At 67.5% G+C, this 17,771-nt stretch carries 15 protein-coding genes and 1 tRNA gene; 8 read left to right on the forward strand and 8 right to left on the reverse strand.

The features are described from left to right. Nucleotides 1-28 precede the first annotated feature (28 nt). Entirely contained in the window at nucleotides 29-1,696 is a 1,668-nt protein-coding gene (locus AC1DF4_RS00075) for a molybdopterin-dependent oxidoreductase (protein WP_476910994.1), read from the reverse strand. Between the two features lie 319 nt (nucleotides 1,697-2,015). On the opposite strand from AC1DF4_RS00075, the gene purD reads away from it, so the two are divergent. Both purD and AC1DF4_RS00085 read left to right on the forward strand, forming a co-directional pair. Continuing rightward, complete coding sequence (gene purD, locus AC1DF4_RS00080) at nucleotides 2,016-3,326, forward strand: phosphoribosylamine--glycine ligase (RefSeq protein ID WP_476910995.1); 1,311 nt, start codon at nucleotides 2,016-2,018, stop codon at nucleotides 3,324-3,326. A 2-nt stretch (nucleotides 3,327-3,328) separates the two neighbouring features. Further along, a complete protein-coding gene (locus AC1DF4_RS00085) occupies nucleotides 3,329-4,303 on the forward strand; it encodes a phosphoribosylaminoimidazolesuccinocarboxamide synthase (RefSeq protein ID WP_476910996.1) in 975 nt (324 codons plus the stop codon). Here AC1DF4_RS00085 and AC1DF4_RS00090 read toward each other — a convergent pair. After that, complete coding sequence (locus AC1DF4_RS00090; RefSeq protein ID WP_476910997.1) at nucleotides 4,300-5,592, reverse strand: helix-turn-helix domain-containing protein; 1,293 nt, start codon at nucleotides 5,590-5,592, stop codon at nucleotides 4,300-4,302. The two genes, AC1DF4_RS00085 and AC1DF4_RS00090, sit on opposite strands and share 4 nt — an antisense overlap. Before the next feature lie 144 nt (nucleotides 5,593-5,736). On the opposite strand from AC1DF4_RS00090, the gene AC1DF4_RS00095 reads away from it, so the two are divergent. Beyond that, nucleotides 5,737-5,979, forward strand: a complete 243-nt coding sequence (locus AC1DF4_RS00095; RefSeq protein ID WP_346927190.1) for a hypothetical protein — start codon at nucleotides 5,737-5,739, stop codon at nucleotides 5,977-5,979. 142 nt (nucleotides 5,980-6,121) lie between these two features. On the opposite strand, the gene AC1DF4_RS00100 is transcribed toward AC1DF4_RS00095, so the two are convergent. From AC1DF4_RS00100 to AC1DF4_RS00120, 5 genes are all read right to left on the reverse strand, one after another. Continuing rightward, nucleotides 6,122-6,198: transfer RNA gene (locus tag AC1DF4_RS00100), tRNA-Pro, on the reverse strand. 125 nt (nucleotides 6,199-6,323) lie between these two features. Continuing rightward, nucleotides 6,324-8,153, reverse strand: a complete 1,830-nt coding sequence (locus tag AC1DF4_RS00105; protein WP_476910998.1) for an ABC transporter ATP-binding protein — start codon at nucleotides 8,151-8,153, stop codon at nucleotides 6,324-6,326. After that, nucleotides 8,150-9,982 (reverse strand): ABC transporter ATP-binding protein, encoded by a 1,833-nt coding sequence (locus AC1DF4_RS00110; RefSeq protein ID WP_476910999.1) that lies wholly within the window; start codon nucleotides 9,980-9,982, stop codon nucleotides 8,150-8,152. Before AC1DF4_RS00110 ends, AC1DF4_RS00105 begins: the two co-directional genes overlap by 4 nt. 273 nt (nucleotides 9,983-10,255) lie before the next feature. Next, nucleotides 10,256-11,203 carry a metallophosphoesterase gene (locus AC1DF4_RS00115; RefSeq protein WP_476911000.1) on the reverse strand — a complete coding sequence of 316 codons (948 nt, stop codon included), beginning with the start codon at nucleotides 11,201-11,203 and terminating at the stop codon, nucleotides 10,256-10,258. After that, nucleotides 11,200-13,491: a transglycosylase domain-containing protein gene (locus AC1DF4_RS00120; protein ID WP_476911001.1), complete on the reverse strand. Its 2,292-nt coding sequence runs from the start codon at nucleotides 13,489-13,491 to the stop codon at nucleotides 11,200-11,202. Before AC1DF4_RS00120 ends, AC1DF4_RS00115 begins: the two co-directional genes overlap by 4 nt. A 37-nt stretch (nucleotides 13,492-13,528) precedes the next feature. Between AC1DF4_RS00120 and AC1DF4_RS00125 the strand changes: the two genes are divergently transcribed. Genes AC1DF4_RS00125 through AC1DF4_RS00140 form a run of 4 tightly spaced genes read left to right on the forward strand, consistent with a single transcriptional unit; the run spans nucleotide 13,529 to nucleotide 15,609 of the window. Further along, entirely contained in the window at nucleotides 13,529-13,684 is a 156-nt protein-coding gene (locus AC1DF4_RS00125; protein WP_003797879.1) for a DUF4177 domain-containing protein, read from the forward strand. A gap of 2 nt (nucleotides 13,685-13,686) precedes the next feature. Then, nucleotides 13,687-14,256 carry a RidA family protein gene (locus AC1DF4_RS00130; RefSeq protein ID WP_476911002.1) on the forward strand — a complete coding sequence of 190 codons (570 nt, stop codon included), beginning with the start codon at nucleotides 13,687-13,689 and terminating at the stop codon, nucleotides 14,254-14,256. Nucleotides 14,257-14,272: 16 nt separating this feature from the next. Further along, nucleotides 14,273-15,184 carry an NUDIX hydrolase gene (locus AC1DF4_RS00135; RefSeq protein ID WP_476911003.1) on the forward strand — a complete coding sequence of 304 codons (912 nt, stop codon included), beginning with the start codon at nucleotides 14,273-14,275 and terminating at the stop codon, nucleotides 15,182-15,184. 23 nt (nucleotides 15,185-15,207) lie between these two features. Beyond that, nucleotides 15,208-15,609 (forward strand): VOC family protein, encoded by a 402-nt coding sequence (locus AC1DF4_RS00140; protein ID WP_476911004.1) that lies wholly within the window; start codon nucleotides 15,208-15,210, stop codon nucleotides 15,607-15,609. 73 nt (nucleotides 15,610-15,682) lie between these two features. Here the strand turns inward: AC1DF4_RS00140 and AC1DF4_RS00145 are convergent, their stop codons facing one another. Then, on the reverse strand, nucleotides 15,683-16,360 hold the full coding sequence (locus tag AC1DF4_RS00145; protein WP_011693220.1) for a Crp/Fnr family transcriptional regulator: 678 nt from the start codon (nucleotides 16,358-16,360) through the stop codon (nucleotides 15,683-15,685). Between the two features lie 205 nt (nucleotides 16,361-16,565). Here AC1DF4_RS00145 and AC1DF4_RS00150 point away from each other — a divergent pair, with 205 nt between their 5' ends. After that, the gene (locus tag AC1DF4_RS00150) at nucleotides 16,566-17,750 is read left to right on the forward strand and encodes a MarP family serine protease (protein WP_476911005.1); all 1,185 of its coding nucleotides are present in this window, start codon (nucleotides 16,566-16,568) and stop codon (nucleotides 17,748-17,750) included. The last annotated feature ends 21 nt before the right edge of the window (nucleotides 17,751-17,771 follow it).

Consider the following 17,771-nt stretch of genomic DNA (forward strand, 5'->3'; position numbering starts at 1 on the left):
GTCTATGGTGCCCGGCAGTGATACCCCGTTATTCCACGGTCACCATCAGCGACTGCCAGCCCGAGGCGCCGTCGGGCACCGGATCCGCCCGCTTGTCCGTCTGGACCTCGCCGGTTCCGTCGGTGGCGCGGGCCTTGATGTAGTGCGGGCCCGGGGTGGCGTCCCAGTCGAAGGACCACTGGCGCCAGGTGATGAGTGAGGCCTCATCGGCGAGGGTGGCTTCGGTCCAGGGCCCGTTGTCAATCTGCACCTCAACCTTGGTGATGCCGCGGGTCTGGGCCCAGGCGGTGCCGCCGATCGCGACCCGCCCGGCCGGGACCCTGGCGAAGGACTTCGGGACCTCCACCCGGGCCATGGTCTTGATGGGGCCGCGCTCGGACCAGCCCCGCTGCGTCCAGTAGGCCTTGCTGTCCGCAAAACGGGTGACTTCCATATCCACCACCCATTTGGTGGCGGAGACGAAGCCGTACAGGCCGGGGACCACCATGCGCACCGGATAGCCGTGTTCCAGCGGCAGGGCTTCTCCGTTCATGCCGATTGCGAGCATGGCGTCGCGGTCGTCCTGGAGGACCTCGAGCGGGGTTGAGGCGCTGAAGCCGTCGATCGAGGTGGAGAGCACCATGTCCGCGCCCTCCTTGGGCCGGGCCATCTTGAGCACGTCACGAATGGGCATGCCCAGCCATTTGGCGTTGCCGGCCAGGTTCCCGCCGACCGGGTTCGACACGCACGTCAGCGAGACGTGGGACTCGATCAGGTCCGCGTCGAGCAGGTTCTGGAAGCTGAGCCGGACTTCCTGCTCCACGAGGCCGTGGATGCGCAACTCCCAGTCCTGGGCGTTGACTTCGGGCACGCTCAGGGCGGTGTCAATGCGGTAGAAGTCGTTGTTGGGCGTCAGCCACGGCGTAACCCCCGGCGCCTTGGACTGCACCCCGGCGGGGACAGCGGGGGCCGCCTTGGCCGGTGCCGGGAGCTGCAGGGATTCGCGGGCCTGGGCGATGTTGCTGCGGGCTGAGCTGAGCATGCGCCCGCCGGTCGCGGCGATGGCTGAGGCTGCGGCGGTGACTCCGCTCGCGGCGAAGAAGGCGCGGCGGCTCGTTGCGGGACGTTCCGGATCCTTGGCTGCCAGGTCCGCGTCCATCTCCGGCCACTCCTGCATCCGCCACAGCCGCGTGATCAGGAAGCGGAGCGCAATGAGCCCGGCCACGGTGCCGATCAGCGTGGGAATCGCATCCAGCGGCCTCACGCTGGCCCGGGTCACCACGCTCGCGACGATCACGGCGCCCATCAGCAGCACACCCGCGACGCCGAGGGCCCACTTGCGGTATGCCACGATGCCCAGGACGCACGCGAGCAGCAGGATGGTCACGGCCATGCCGACGAACAGGGCGAGCTTGTCGTTCGTGCCGAAAGTGGCGATCGCGAAGTCCTTCATCCACGACGGCGTGAAGTCGATGAAGGTCGAGCCCAGGGCGATCACCGGCGTCGCCCGGGCCGTGAAGAATGCGCCAACCAGCTCCGCCACGGACAGCACGACGGCGGCGGCGGCCACCCCCGCCAGCGCGGCAAGGGCTGTGGGTCCGGACAGCCGTCTGGCGGCCGGGCGCTGGCCGGGCCGGGGCCGGGCGGGCTCCTTGATGCTGAGTTCTTCCGCGCGGGGTTTTTCTGCGCGGGGCGTCTGCGTGCTGGGCTTGTCCATAACAGGTCTTCGTAGCCGACAGTTCCGCGGATTGCCCGCCGGGCGGGGGACATGCCCTCCCCTAGAGCGCGGGGATGGACATGTTGGCATGATGTCCAGTGGTTGCGGCGAGGACTGGGCATGTCCCGCGGGTCGGGTGCCGGGATTGAGGGGACATGCCCTCCCCTAGAGCGCGGGGATGGACATGTTGGCATGATGTCCAGTGGTTGCGGCGAGGACTGGGCATGTCCCGCGGGTTGGGGTGGGACCAAGACTGGGCATGTCCGGCGGTGGTCACAGCTTAGGAGCCTGCCGGGTCCACAAAGTACCCTTGGGAACTGTGAAGGTACTTGTCATCGGCCCCGGCGGCCGCGAACACGCCATTGTCCGATCCTTGCTTGCAGACCCGAACGTGTCCGAGGTCCATGCGGCCCCGGGCAACGCCGGCATCAGCAAACTGGTCCCCGCGCACGCCATCGACGCGAACGATCCGGCCGCCGTCGCCGCCCTGGCCACCAGGCTCACCGTCGACCTCGTGGTGGTCGGCCCCGAGGCGCCCCTGGCCGCTGGCGTGTCCGACGCCGTCCGTGCCGCCGGCATCCCGGTGTTCGGCCCCAGCAAGGCCGCGGCCCAGCTTGAGGCCTCCAAAGCGTTCGCCAAGGAAGTCATGGCCGAGGCCGGGGTCCCCACTGCGATGGCCCGGGTTGCCGGCAACGCCGGGGAAGCCGCCGACGCGCTCGATACCTTTGGCGCCCCCTACGTCGTCAAGGACGACGGGCTCGCCGCAGGCAAGGGCGTCGTCGTCACCAGCAACCGGGCCGAGGCCCTCGCCCACGCCCAGACCTGCTTCGACGCCGGCGGCACGGTGGTCATCGAGGAGTTCCTGGACGGCCCCGAGGTCTCCGTCTTCGTCCTCTGCGACGGCCGCAACACCGTGGCGCTTTCCCCGGCGCAGGACTTCAAGCGGATCTTCGACAACGACGAGGGCCCCAACACCGGAGGTATGGGCGCCTACACCCCGCTGGAATGGGCCCCCGAAGGCCTCGTCCAGGAGGTCCTGGACCGCGTCGCCCAGCCCACGGTCAACCAGATGGCCCACCGCGGCACCCCGTTCGTCGGTGTGCTCTTCGTCGGACTGGCGCTGACGTCCCGCGGCACCCGGGTAATCGAGTTCAACGTCCGCTTCGGCGACCCGGAAACCCAGGCCGTCCTCGCCCGCCTCAAGACCCCGCTCGGCGGGCTGCTCATGGCAGCCGCCAAGGGCGAGCTGGACAAGATCCAGCCGCTGCGCTGGTCCAAGGAAACCGCCGTCGCCGTCGTCGTCGCCGCCGAAAACTACCCCGATACTCCGCGCACAGGCGACCGCATCCGCGGGCTCAAGAAAGTGGAGTCGATCGAAGGCGTCCACGTGATCCACGCCGGCACCAGGCTCGACGACGAAGGCAAAGTGGTCTCCGCCGGCGGACGGGTCCTCGCCGTCGTCGCGCTCGGCACGGACCTCGTCGAGGCCCGCGAACGGGCGTACGACGGCGTCGAGCTCGTCCAGCTGGACGGCAGCCAGTTCCGCACCGACATCGGCGGAAAGGCGGCCCGCGGCGAGATCAAAGTGCAGTCGCCCGGCGCCCCCGCCGCCACGAAAGCGAAGGCCTGAGCATGAGCCGCCCCGAATCCTCCCTGCCGGCTGCCGGTCCCGCATCGTCTGCGCCGAAGGGAGGCTTGGACACCGAGACGCTGGACCTTCCCGGCTGGAAGCACATCTACTCCGGCAAGGTCCGCGACCTCTACGTTCCGGTGGACGAGTCCATCACGGAGCGCATCGGCCAGGAATGCGTCCTGGTGGTCGCCAGCGACCGCATCAGCGCCTACGACCACGTGCTCGCCAGCGAGATTCCGGACAAGGGCCGCATCCTGACCCAGCTGAGCCTGTGGTGGTTCGAACAGCTCGGCGTGGAACACCACGTGCTCGCGTCCACGGTCGACGCCGGCGTGCCCGCGGCCGTCGAGGGCCGGGCAATGATCTGCAAAAAACTGGACATGTTCCCGGTCGAATGCATCGCCCGCGGCTACCTCACCGGCTCCGGTCTCCTCGAGTACCGGCAGTCCGGCACCGTGTGCAGCATCCCGCTGCCGGAAGGCCTGGTGGACGGGTCCCGGCTCGAGGAAGCGATCTTCACCCCCTCCGCGAAGGCCGAGGTGGGCGAGCATGACGAAAACATCACCTACGAGGCCGTCGTCGGCACCGTGGGCGAGGACATCGCCGCACGGCTGCGCGAACTCACGCTGGAGATCTACACCAAGGCCGAGGAGATCGCCCGCGGCCGCGGCATCATCCTCGCCGACACCAAGGTGGAATTCGGGTTCGACGCCGCCACCGGCGTCATCACGCTCGGCGACGAGGTGCTCACCCCGGATTCCTCACGGTTCTGGGATGCCGCCACGTATGAGCCGGGCAAGGCCCAGCCCTCCTATGACAAGCAGTACGTCCGCGACTGGCTGACCTCGGCCGAGTCCGGCTGGGACAAGTCCTCGGACGTGGCGCCGCCGGCCCTGCCGGCCGACGTCGTCGCCCGCACCCGCAGCCGCTACGTCGAGGCTTTCGAGAAGCTCACCGGCCGGACGTTCGCCTAGGCCGTCGCGGAGCGGGCCGCCTCGGCTCCGGGCGAAGCGGCGGCCTGCGCGCGCCGCTGCGCCAGCCGGATCTCCAGCACGGCGTCCATCGCCTGCTGGACCCGGTCCGAGGCGCCCGCCGCGCTGAATTCCTTCTGGGCTTCCTCGAGGTAGATGAGGGCCTCGTCGGATTCGCCCGCGGCCTTGAGCGCCTTGCCCAGCAGGAGGGCCACCTCGCCGGCCACGTGTTTGGCGAGGGCGTCCTTTTCGGCGTGGATCTCCCGCAGCTTCTGGACGGCCGCCACAATGTCGCCGGTCAGGTAGAGCCAGCGGGCCCGGATGAACGCCACCTCGAGCTGGTCTGTCTTGTTGCCGCCAACGATCGAGAGCGCCAGCTCTGCCCGCTCGATCGAGGTGAGCGTCTCAGGCTCCACGATCCCTGAGGACAGTCGGACGGCGGCTGACGCTTTGTTGAACCGCGCCCAGAGGTCGATGTCGTTCGCGGGGGAGAGCAGCTGCGCCGCCCGCTCGTGGTACTTGATGCCTTCCGTGTAGTCGTGGCGCATGAAGGCCACGTTGCCGATCACCCAGGCGACCTCGCCGGCGAGCTGGGTCATGGAATGGTCATCCATCTGCTCGTTCATGGCCTGGCAGTATTCCCAGGCCTCGTCCAGCCGGCCGCTTTCGGCCAGTGCACCGATCAGGGCGCGCAGCGCACCAATGATCAGTGTGGAGCCCTTGGGCAGTTCGGCGCAGAGCCGCACCGCCTCCTGCGCGTGCCCGACGGCGACCGTCAGCTGCCCCTGGCCGTGGCACACGGCCGCGAGCATCTGCCGTGCCCGGACGCCCAGGCCCGCCGATTCGGCGGCCATCGGGTGGTCCAGCAGCCGCTGGACCAGGTCCTGGCATTCCTTCAGCTGGCCCTGCTTCATCAGGCACTCGGCCTGCATGTAGCTCATGTTCCACCAGGCGCTGGTGTTCTTGGCTTCGAGGGCGATCTGGGCCGCCGACGCGGCGTGGGTTGCCGCCAGGGCGTAGTCCCGCAGGTCCCAGGCCTGGCGCGCGTACAGGCCGGCCAGCACGTATTCGGCGTCGCTGACGGACACTGGCTGGCTCCACGCTTCCAGCGCTTTGGGCGCCAGTTCGAGCCGCCGGGCCAGTTCCTCAATGACATCGGCGGTCGGTTCGCGGCGTCCGGTCTCCAGCAGGGAGATGTAGCTGGGCGAGTACAAGTCCCGTCCCAATTCCGCTTGCGTCAGGCCGCGTTCGAGCCGTTCCGCTCGGAGTTTCTCCCCGAATCCGTTCCCCACGGGTTCCTCCTAATTCCGGACAGTCTTTGTACTAAATGCTTGACAGTCTCTGTGCAAGCCATTTTACAATGTATGTCAACAAGGGCTAGTGCTCGCTTTGTAATGTATCCGAATCGCGTTTCCGACTCGTATTGAGGAACCCACATGTTCAAGAAGATTGCAGCTTCCGTCGCCTTGGCAGGGGCGCTGGCCTTCTCCGCAGCGGCTCCCGCAGTCCTGTCCGTAAGTGCCATCGGTAACTGGCCGGACCCCATGGGCACTACGCTGTCCATCGGCAACTGGCCCGACCCCATGAGCTCCAGCCAGGGAAGTCTCTCGGCCATCGGCAACTGGCCGGACCCGATGACTTTCTCCACCAACATCGGCAACTGGCCGGACCCGATGTAAGCATTGGCTCTTTGATAGCTCCGGGACATGCGCGAACCATGTCCCGGAGCTATTTTTTGCCCGAAACGGCGGCGGGGCGGCGGCATCGCCGGCTGGCAGGAAACAAAAAGAGGGCCTTCCGAATGGAAGACCCTCTTTTGATTGGTCGGGATGACAGGATTTGAACCTGCGACCTCGTCGTCCCGAACGACGCGCGCTACCAAGCTGCGCCACATCCCGATCCGTTGCTTCAAAAGCAACTTCACAAGAGTATCGGATGGGGCTCCGGATGTGAAATCGGGCAGCCGTCATCCTTGCAACAGAAGCCGCAAGGAACGCCTTAAGGCGCGCACGGCCCCTGGTTGTCAGACCAGCGAGTCCTTCCAGGCGCCGTGCAGCTGCGCGAACCGGCCGCCGCCGCCGATCAGCTGCTCCGGGGTGCCGTCCTCGACCACGCGCCCGTCATGGACCACAAGGACGCGGTCCGCGGTCTCCACCGTCGACAGGCGGTGCGCGATGATGAGGGCGGTCCGGCCGCTGTCGGCGTCGATGCCCTGCAGCAGCCCGGCCAGGCCGGTCTGCACCAGCCGCTCGGACGGGATGTCCAGCGAAGACGTGGCCTCGTCCAGAATCAGGACCGCGGGCCGGGCCAGGAAGGCCCGGGCGAAGCTGATGAGCTGGCGCTGCCCGGCGGAGACCCGTCCGCCGCGCTTGTTGACGTCGGTGTCATAGCCGTCCGGCAGTTCCGTGATGAAATCGTGCGCGCCCACGGCCCTGGCGGCGTCCTCAATCTCCTCGCGCGAGGCTTCGGGCCGGCCGAGGGCGATGTTGTCCGCGACGGACCCGCTGAACAGAAAGGCCTCCTGGGTGACCATGACGACGTTCCGCCGCAGGTCCGCCGTCGCAAGCTCCCGCAGGTCTACGCCGTCGAGCGTGAGGGAGCCGGCGGAGACGTCGTAGAAGCGGGCGATCAGCTTCGCGAGGGTGGATTTGCCGGCGCCGGTCTGGCCCACAAGCGCCACCGTCTGGCCGGCGGGGATGTGCAGGTCCATGGCGGGGATGATGACCGGCCCGTCGCCGTAGCGGAACTCGACGCCCGTGAAGTCGATGGCTCCCTTGGCGTCGCGCAGGGCTACCGGGTTCTTGGGCGGCCGGACGGTGGGGACCTCCTCGAGCAGCCCGGAGACCTTCTCCAGCGCTGCCTGGGCGCTCTGGAACGAGTTGTAGAACATGGCCATCTGGTCCACCGGCTGGAAGAAGCGTTTGGTGGACAGGATCAGGGCCAGCAGCACACCGACGGCCAGATCGCCGCTGAGCACGCGGAAGCCGCCAAACAGCAGGACGACGGCGACGCAGACGTTCCCGATCAGCACCAGTCCGGGCTGGAAGACGCCGTTGAGGTTGATGGAGCGGACCGTGACCTTGCGGTAGTCCTCGGAGAGCCCGGCGTAGTTTTCGGCGTTTTCGCGTTCCTTGCGGAAAGCCTTGACCGCGCGGATGCCGGTCATGGTTTCGACGAAGTGCACGATCAGCCGGGCCGAGACAACGCGGGACTCGCGGAACGCGATCTGGGAGTGCTTCTGGTACCAGCGGGCCAGGAAGTACATCGGCACGCCGGCGGCGAGGACCAGGAGCCCGCTGCGCCAGTCGAGGGCGAACACGGTGATGGCGGTGAAGACCATAAACAGCATCCCGGAGGCCAGCGAGCTGATCCCTGAGTCCAGGAGTTCGCGGAGCGCCTCCAGGTCCGAGGTCTGCCGCGCGATGATGCGCCCCGAGGTGTACTTTTCGTGGAATTCCAGGCTGAGCCGCTGGGTGTGCCGGAAGACGCGTACCCGCAGGTCCAGGAGCATCGCCTGGCTCAGCCTCGCCGTCGAGGTCACGTACAGGGCGGTGAGGCAGGCCGTCGCGACGGCGGCGGCCAGGTAGGCGGCGCCGGTGAGCAGCAGGGGGAGGTTGTCGCCGGCGGTCAGGGCCGGAAGGGCCCGGTCGATGCCGAAGGCGATCAGCGCGGGCCCGGCTACCCGCGCCGCCTGGGACAGCACGACGGCGGCAATGGTCAGCCAGAACCGTTTGCGGACCGGGCGGATCAGCGAGCCCAGCAGGGCCAGGGAGCGGCGCCGGACGGTCTTGCTTTCGCCCTTGGACAGGTGCGCGTTGTCCTCGTTCGCGGTGCCGAAGGTGGCGCTGCTCATCGGGAAATCTCCTCGGCATTGAGATCTGACAGTTCGGAATCCAGCAGCTCGGAGTCGAGGTCCCGCGGTTCCGGGTCGAGGCTGGCGATCACGTAGCGGTAGTGGCGGTTCTCGGCGAGCAGTTCGGTGTGGGTGCCGACGGCAGTGATGCGTCCGTCCTCCAGCAGCGCCACCCGGTCCGCCAGCGCGACCGTGGACGGCCGGTGGGCCACGATCAGCGTCGTGGTGGCGGTGAGCACCTCCCGCAGCCTGGTCTCGACGAGTTCCTCGGTGTGGACGTCGAGGGCGGACAACGGATCGTCCAGGACCAGGACCCTGGGCCGGGCGGCGATGGCGCGGGCCAGGGCGATGCGCTGCCGCTGGCCGCCGGACAGGCTGAGGCCTTCCTCGCCGATCAGCGTGTCGAGGCCTTCCGGGAGGGAATACGCGAAGTGGGCCTGGGCGACGTCGAGCGCCTCCTCGAGGGCCTCTTCCCGGCGCTCGGCCGGAAGGCCGGCCGGTGCGCCGAGCAGAACGTTGTCGCGGACGGAGCTGGAGAACAGGGTGGTGTCTTCAAACGCGACGGCGACCACCGTGCGGAGCTCCTCGACGCTGAACTCCCGCAGGTCCACCCCGTCGATGGTGATGGAACCGTCGGTGACCTCGTACAGCCGGGGGACCAGCTGGAGCAGTGCACTCTTGCCGCTGCCCGTGATTCCCACCAGGGCCATGGTTTCGCCGGGCTTGATGTCGAGGCTGATGTCTTTGAGGATCGGCTTGTCCGGGGCATCCTCGTAGGCGAAGGTGGCGTTGTTGAAGCTGAGGGCGCCCTTCAGCTCGGCGGGGCGGCGCGGCTGGTCCGGGCTGGTGATGGTGTTCACCGAGTCCATCACCTCGAAATGCCGGTCCACCGCGGTCTTGGCGGTGAGCGCCATGGCCAGCAGCATGCCGCAGAATTCCACCGGGGTGGCGATCACGGCGGCGGTGGCGAAGAAAGCCACCAGGGAGCCGATACTCAGCTCGCCGGTGGAGGCCAGCAGGATGCCGACGACGAGGCCGGCACCGAGGGCCAGCTCGGGCAGGAGGGTGACTACGAGGCTGAAGGTGGCGAGGTGCTTGGCCTTGGCGATCTCAGTCTGCCGGAGTTCCTCGGCCTGTTCGTTGAAGTTCTCCAGTGCCTCCCGGCTGCGGCCGAACGCCTTGAGGACGCGGATCCCGTGGACCGATTCCTCGACCGTGGTGGCGAGGTCGCCGGCCTGGTCCTGGCTGCGGCGGGCCACCTTGCTGAAGCGGGTGCGGAAGCGGAAGCCGTAGATCATGATCGGCACCGCGGCGGCGAGGAAGATCAGTGCCAGCTGCCAGCTCATCGAGAACATGACGGCGACGCCGATCACGACGGTCAGTGTGGTGACCACGAGCATGATGGCGCCGAAGGCCATCCAGCGGCGCAGGAAATTCAGGTCGGTCATGGCCCGGGAAAGCAGCTGCCCGGAGCCCCAGCGGTCGTGGAAGGAGACCGTCAGGTCCTGCAGGTGGCCGTACAGGGACACCCGCATCCGGGTCTCGACCGTGGTGGCGGGGTTGATCACGAACTGCCGGCGCAGGGCCACGAGCCCCGCCTCGGCGACGCCCAGGCCCAGGATGACGAGGGAGGCGGCCCAGACCGCGTCGGTGCTGCCGCCGGGCTGGAGGGACTGGTTCACCAGCACGCGCAGCACCTGGGGGATGGCCAGGGCCACCACGCTGGCGAGCAGTGCGCAGAGCAGGCCCATGACCAGCCGCGGAATGATCGGCTTGACGTGCGGATAGAGACGGCTGATGGAGGAGAAAAATGAGGTCTGCTTGGCCATGCCTGCTTCTTAAAACGCAACTGCGAAATATCTAACGCAACTGGATGTAGTTTCCTGTAGCAACTACCCTAGGGCATCGGGTGACCCGGTTCACATATAAATCGACAGCATCAGGATCTCGCCCAGTAATTACATTCCGCAATGGGATTCCGGCGTGCCGCCGTTAAGGGGACATGCCCAGTCGTGGCCGCGGGGAGGGGACATAGACCCACTATGTCCAACGGTGGCGCACGGGGGTGGGCATGTCCTGTGGGGGCGGGGGAAGCGGGCGGGTTAGGAACGCTCGGTGAGCGTGAGCAGCACTGCCTCGGGTTTGCAGGCGATCCGGACCGGGGCGAAACGCGAGGTGCCGATGCCGCCGGAGACGTTAACCGGCGTCGTGCGTCCCTTGCTTTCCCAGTCGTGCAGGCCCTTGGCCCGCCACGTCGGGAGGTCGCAGTTGGCGACGAGTGCCCCGAAACCGGGGACGCAGATCTGGCCGCCGTGGGTGTGGCCGGCCAGAAGGAGCTCGGCGCCGTCCTCGGTGAAACGGTCCAGGACACGCTGGTAGGGGGCGTGGATCACAGCGACGCGGAGGTGCGGTTTGCTGTCCTGGCCCTTGGTGCCGCGGGGCCAGCCGGCGTACCGCTCCAGGCCCAGATGCGGATCGTCCACGCCCGAAAAGTCAACGCGCAGGCCCTTGATCACCAGCGACTGGCAGCGGTTGGTCAAGTCCACCCAGCCGCCCATGCCAAAACCGGAACGGAGACGCGCCCAGTCCAGCTTGGCCGGGGCCTTGGGCTTCGAGGACGGGCCCAGGAAATACGACGCCGGGTTCTTCATCCGCGGCGCGAAGTAGTCGTTCGAACCTGGAACGAAGACTCCGGGGAACTCCATCAGCGGGCGGAGCGACTCCAGCAGGGGCTGTACCGCCTTGGCGTGGCTGAGGTTGTCGCCGGTGTTCACCACCAGATCCGGCCGCAGTTCCGCCAGCGAGGACAGCCACTCGGCCTTCCGGTGCTGGCCGGGCACGAAGTGGATGTCGCTCAGGTGCAGCACCCGGATTGGGCCAAAGCCCGCAGGGAGTATCGGCAGGGTCTCTTCGCGCAGGACGAACTGGTTCTTCTCCCACAGCCCGTACCCGGTCATGGCGGCACCTGTCACGGCGCCGGCGGCAGCGGTTACGGCGAAGCCGCGCCCGATGCTTCGGACGCGGCTTGCCAGCGGATTGTGTCCGGTCACGGCTTGGGCTGGCCGCCGTTGCCTGGCTGGTCCGACGGCGCCGGCGCCGGCGCCGGCTCACTTGGTGCCGGCTCGCTTGGCGCGCTGGACGGTGCCGGCGTCGCCTGTGTCGACGGTTTGGGCGCGGGAGCCGGGCCGGTCAGCAGGTTCGACGGCGGGGCCGGGAACGGGCTGGTGCCGAACGCCGGTGCCACCTGGGCCATGTACTTCGAGAACTGCGGGCCCGCGATCATGTAACCGTCGATCGCCTTGTAGAACTTGCCGTTCAGGGTCACGTTGCGTCCCGGCCGGTCCTGGCTGCCGAGCGCGTCGCCGAACCAGGACGCCGTCGCCAGGCCACTGGTGAAGCCGACCACCCAGGTGGAGTTGTTGGGGTCGTTGGTACCGGTCTTGGCAGCAATCGGGAAGCTGGTCCGGGTGGAGATCCGCGGCTGGATCAGGGAGCCGGAACCGCGGTTCAGGACTTCCTGCAGCGCATACGTCACGCCACGTGCAACTTCCGGTTTGATCGCATCGCGGCAGCTCGTGGCCTGGGCCGGCAGCTGGGCTCCGGTGGCATCCGTGACCGACTCGATGGCGATCGGCTCGCAGTACTTGCCGTCGTTAGCGAAGGTCGCGAACGCGCTGGCCATGGTCAGCGGCGAGGTCTGGGTGGCGCCGATCAGGTTCGACAGGCGGGTCATGGGAACGGGCTCGTTGGTCTGGCCGGCGTGGATTCCCACGGCGTCGACGATCTTCTGGATGCCGCAGAGGTCCACCTGCGCCGCGGAGGCGAAGGTGATGGTGTTGATCGAGTTGTAGAGGCCCTCGAGGACGGACAGGGGGCGGTACCAGTCCTCTTCGGCGTTCTGCAGGTCAGGAGCCGCGCCCAGACCCACTTCAGCCGTGTTGTAGGCACCATCCACGGGGGAGGGGCAGGTGTTCTTCCACCGGAAGTTCAGCGGGTACTTGCGCACGGCACCGTTGAGGACCGTGTTCATGGACTTGCCCTCGTTGAGCCACTCCGCAAACGTGAACGGCTTCATCGTGGAACCGGGCTGGAAACCGCCCAGGCCGCCGAGGTCGTTGCCCTTGGCGTCCTTCATGTCCACGTTGAAGTTGATGACGTTGTTGAACTTCCCCTCGGCCTCGAGGAACTGGGTGTTCTGGGCCATGGAGACGATCTTGCCCGAGCCCGGCTGCACGGAGACCAGCGAGGCGCCCCACTTGTCCGGGTTCGCCCCGGCGGAGGCTTCAACCTGGGCCTGGGCCACGGCCTGGGCGTTCGGGTCCAGGGTGGTCTTGATGGTCAGGCCGCCACGGAAGACCTTGCGCACCCGGGCGTCGGCGTCGGCGCCGTAGGCCGGGTTGTTCAGCAGCAGGTGCAGCACGTAGTCGCAGAAGTACGGGGCCGTCGCTGAGTAGGCACAGCCCTGACGGGCCGGCGTGACCTTCGTTTCCACCGGAGTGGCCACAGCGGCGTCGTACTCGGCCTGCTTGATCTTGTTCTGGGTCAGCATGGACTGGAGCACCAGGTCGCGCCGGACCTTGGCGTTCTCGGGGTTGGTGATCGGGTCGTAGAAGGACGGGCTGTTGACCAGGCCGGCCAGCAGCGCGGCCTGCGGCAGGGTCAAGTCCTTGGCGGTGGTGCTGAAGAAGAACTTGGAGGCGGCTTCGATGCCGTAGGCGTCACGGTTGAAGAAGACGATGTTGAGGTAGCCCTCGAGGATCTCTTCCTTGGTGAACTTCTTCTCCAAGGCGATGGCGAGCTTCATTTCCCGGAGCTTGTCGCCCACGCCCTTGTTCACACCATTGAGGAGGACCTGGTCGCTCTTGCCCTCGGCCTCGAGGGAGGAGTTGATGACGTTGTTCACGTACTGCTGCGTGATGGTGGACGCGCCCTGCTTGTTGCCGCGGGCCGTGCTGACCAGCGCGCGCATGATGCCGGTGGTGTCCACGCCGCCGTGCTCGTAGAAGCGGCTGTCCTCAATGGCGATGACCGCGTCCTTGACGTACGGCGACATCTGGTCGAGGGAGACTTTGGTGCGGTTCTCCGCGTAGAGGCTGGCGATCACACTGCCGTCGGAGGCCAGGACCGTCGTCGACTGGCTCGGCGGGTCCACCTGCAGTTCGGCCGGGAGGGTGTCGAAGAATTTGATCGATCCGCTGGCCGAGCTGCCGGTAACGGCTGCCGCGGGGACCAGCAGTCCCGCCACCAGGACGCCACAAATGGCGCTCACGCCCAGGAAAAGAAGGATCTTTCCGAGGGTGGTGGCCGTGTCAAATAAAGGGTTCTTACCAGTCGCCATGTTTTCCACTTTACCGGCAAGGACTAGGCTTTAGTTCATGACCAAATGGGAGTACGCCACGATTCCGCTCATTATTCACGCCACAAAGCAGATTTTGGATCAGTGGGGTGACGACGGCTGGGAGCTTGTCCAGGTTGTCCCCGGACCCGACGGAAACGGCCTGGTGGCCTACCTGAAGCGGGAGAAGCAGTAGCCATGAGCACCCCCGCATCCGCCGCCCCGGGCGCCTCAGGGGCTCCCGGAACTCCGGCCCGCAGCACCGCCGGCACCGGCGCGTCGTCCGCCGTCGAGCAGCGCCTCGCCGAGCTCGGACTGACCCTGCCCGAGGTTGCCGCTCCGGTTGCTGCTTATGTCCCGGCTGTGATCTCCGGCAACCATGTCTACACTTCTGGCCAGTTGCCGTTCCTCGACGGCAGGCTCGAAGCGACCGGCAAGGTGTCCTCCGGAACCCAAGGCGCCTCGGATGAGGCCACGGTCTCACCGGAGGCGGCCCAGCGGTACGCCGCCGTATGCGCCGTCAACGCCCTGGCTGCCGTAAAGAGCGTCATCGGGGACCTCGACCGCATCACCCGGATCGTCAAGGTTGTGGGGTTCGTCGCCTCCGACCCGTCCTTCACCGGCCAGCCCGGGGTGATCAACGGCGCGTCCGAACTGCTCGGCAAGGTCCTCGGCGACGCCGGCCAGCACGCACGGTCCGCCGTCGGCGTCGCTGTCCTTCCACTCGACTCACCCGTTGAAGTCGAACTGATCGCCGAATTCGCCTAGAGCGCGGGTCAGTTCCTTGCCTCAGTTAGCCCGACGACTGTTTGCCCTCCCCCCGGATCTTGAGGGGGCGGCCCGCAGCTGGCTTGAACACGGCGAACGGACGCCCCGCGCGGCCCGGTTCGCGTCCTCCGTGGTGCTGCTCCGAGATTCGCCCACCGGCCTGGAGACCTGGCTGGGGTACCGGCCCGGATCCTCGCCGCTGGGTGTACTCGCCTTCCCGGGCGGGTCGCTGGAGGCGTCCGACGACGACGCCGTCGGCTGGCTGGGCCCCTCGCCGCAGCATTGGGCCGAGCAGATGGGAACGGCCGACGTCGGGCTGGCGCGCCGCCATGTGGTGGGCGCCATCCGTGAGCTGTTCGAGGAAACCGGCATCCTCCTCGCCGGGCCGGACCTGTCCACCACCGTCGAGGCGACCTCGACGGCCGAGTGGATGAGGGCCCGCGTGGCCGTGGCGGAGCAGGAGAAGTCCTTCACCGAGGTGCTCGCCAAGCGCGGCCTCTCGGTGCGGACGGACCTGCTCAAGCCTCTGGTCAACTGGCTCAGCCCGGACTTCGCGCACCGCCGCTTCAACACCCGCTACTTCGCGGCCACCGTTCCGATGAACCAGCAGCCGTCGCTGCTGGCCAGCAAAGGCGTGTGGGGCCGCTGGGTGTGCGCCCGGAAGGTTGTTGACGGCCGCAACACCTCTGAGCTCGGCGATGAGGTGGCCCAGGAGAACACCGCCGGGCTCGCGCTCGGCCAGCTTCTGGTTCCCGGCTCGGAAATCATGCTCGAGAAGATGGCTGCCGCCAACGGCTGCATCGCCTACCTCAGCTACAAGCGCAAGGCCCACGTCTACCAGCCGAAGCTAGTCGAGGAAGACGGCCGGCTCATGCTCGAGGTCGAGGCGGCCAAGACCGTCGCCGGAGAGCCCCAGCGCGAACGCTGACTGGGTGTCTGTAGGCTGTGCCCATGACAGCGCTGCAGATCTATGTCACCTTCCCCGGCACGGCACGTGAAGCCCTGGGCTTCTACGCGGACGTTTTCGGCGGAGAGCTTGCCTTGTTCACCTATGAGGAGTTCAGCCGCACTGACGGCCCGCCGGATGCCATCGCCCACGGTCAGCTGAACGGAGCAGTGGCTTTGGCGGGATCGGATGCGGCCGCAGGCGAGCAGAGTGTCCGGTTCGAGGGCCTCAGGCTCTCACTGCTGGGGACCGCGGAACCTGCCGTCCTCCACGAGTGGTTCGACAAGCTCGCCGTGGGCGGCCGGGTGGTCGACCCTCTGGCTCTGAAGCCCTGGGGCGCTTCGGACGGCCAGGTCATCGACCGTCATGGACTTCACTGGCTCATCGGCTACGAACCTGAGTCCTGAGCAACGCCGAAGGCCGGCTCCGTGTATTCACGGGCCGGCCTTCGGTGTGCTGCAGGCGTAATGCCTGCCGGGCTTAGCGGGAACGCTGGCGGAGGCGCTGCATGTCGAGGATGACGACGGCGCGGGCCTCCAGGCGCAGCCAGCCGCGCTGCACGAATTCGGCGAGGGCCTTGTTGACCGTCTCGCGGGAAGCGCCGACCAGCTGGGCCAGTTCTTCCTGGGTGAGCTCGTGGGCCACCAGGACACCGTCAGTCGCGGGACGGCCGAAGCGGTCCGCCAGGTCCAGCAGCGCCTTGGCCACGCGGCCCGGGACGTCGGAGAAGACCAGGTCGGACAGGGAATCGTTGGTGCGGCGCAGGCGGCGGGCCAAGGCCTGCAGCAGCTGTGCCGAAACCTCCGGGCGGGTGCGCAGCAGGGCGTTGAGGCTCTCGTTCTTGAGCCCGGCCAGCCGCGTTTCCGAGACGGCCGTTGCCGTCGCGGTGCGCGGGCTCGGGTCGAACAGTGCCATTTCGCCGAAGAGCTCGCCCGGGCCGAGGATGGCCAGCAGCGACTCCCGGCCGTCGGGGGACGTGCGTCCCAGCTTGACCTTGCCGGAGACGATGAAATAGAGCTGGTCGCCCTGATCGCCTTCCCGGAATACCGAGGCTCCGCGTGAGAGGTCCACCTCTGTGAGTTCGTCCGTCAGCAGACGGAACGCCTCGTCGTCGAGCGTGGCGAAAAGGGGTGCGCGGCGCAATACCTCGATATCCATGAAATCTCCTGACTAACTGTGTCGGCTGGGGCGCTTCAGCCATTGTTTCAGAATTTTGGCCCGTCTGTGACGTACTTGGCACCGAAACGCGCCAAACGTCGTGGCCAGGGGCGCATCTGCCCCGAAATCGGCCCTCCGGACGCCTTCGGCAAACTGTCAGCCGGCGCCGGTAGAATTGGGGTTTTCCTGCCTATAAGGAGCATTGGTGTTCGGCTTGACCATCTTGGACGTGGTGTTGATCGTGACGCTGCTGTCCTACCTGTTCCATGGCTTGCGCAATGGCTTCCTGGTGACAGCCGGAGGCATCGCCGGGTTCGCCGCGGGCGCCGTTGCAGCGTTTGTCTCCGTCCCCATTGTCAGCGGACTGGTGGAGGACAGCGGCTGGCGCCTCACGGCGATTATCGCGACCGCCGTGCTGCTGATGGTCCTTGGGCACGGGCTGGGCACCGCGATCGGGCGCAGGATCCGCAGCGTCGTCAAGATCAGCCCGCTGCGGTCCATGGACCGGTTGGCCGGCGGCGGCGTCAACGTGGTGGTGTCGGCCCTGGTGATGTCGATGCTGGCCTTCAGTATCGGTGCGCTCGGCGTTCCCTTCGTCTCGCAGCCGCTCGCCGAGTCCAAAGTGATCCGCTTCATCGACGGCGTGACCCCGGTGCCGCTGAAGACCTCGATGGCACAGTTGCGCTCCGCGGTAATCGGTGAGGGCATCCCGACGCTGTTCGAGGGCATCGGGCAGGGCCAGCCGGTGGCCATCCCGGACACCAGCACCGACACCCCGGCGCTGAACAGGGCAGCGGCCTCGGTCCTGAAGATAGCCGGCACCGCCTACCAGTGCGGGCAAAGCCAGACCGGAAGCGGTTTCGTGGTGTCCCCCGGCCGGGTGGTCACGAATGCCCACGTGGTTGCCGGCGTGCCGGAACCGGTGGTGGAGATCCCCGGCGGCGGCGCCCTGCCCGGACGTGTGGTGTACTTCGACACCCAGCACGATCTCGCGGTCGTGGCCGTCGACGGCCTCCGCACCGCCCCGCTGCCGCTCAGCTCCGACCTGCCGGCCGGGAGCCCGGCAGCGTTTGCCGGGTATCCCCACGGTGGCCCGTTCCAGTCCAAGCCCGCCACGGTGCAGGACATTGCGACGGTGCTGGTCCCGGACATCTACGGCAACAACCCCGCGCCGGCGGACGTTTACCGGATTGCCGGGGACGTCCAGCCGGGCAACTCCGGGGGCCCGCTGCTGACCAACGACGGCCAGGTGGCCGGAGTGATTTTCGCCAAGTCCACGGGCGGGTCCACGCTCGGCTATGCCATCACCATGACGGATCTGGAACCGGTCGCGGCCCAGGCCCCGGGCCTCGGCAGCGCCGTTTCCCCGGGCCAGTGCATCCAGAAGTAACCGGGGACCGGCCAGGCTCCG

Source organism: Arthrobacter sp. 05N429 (assembly GCF_056397045.1).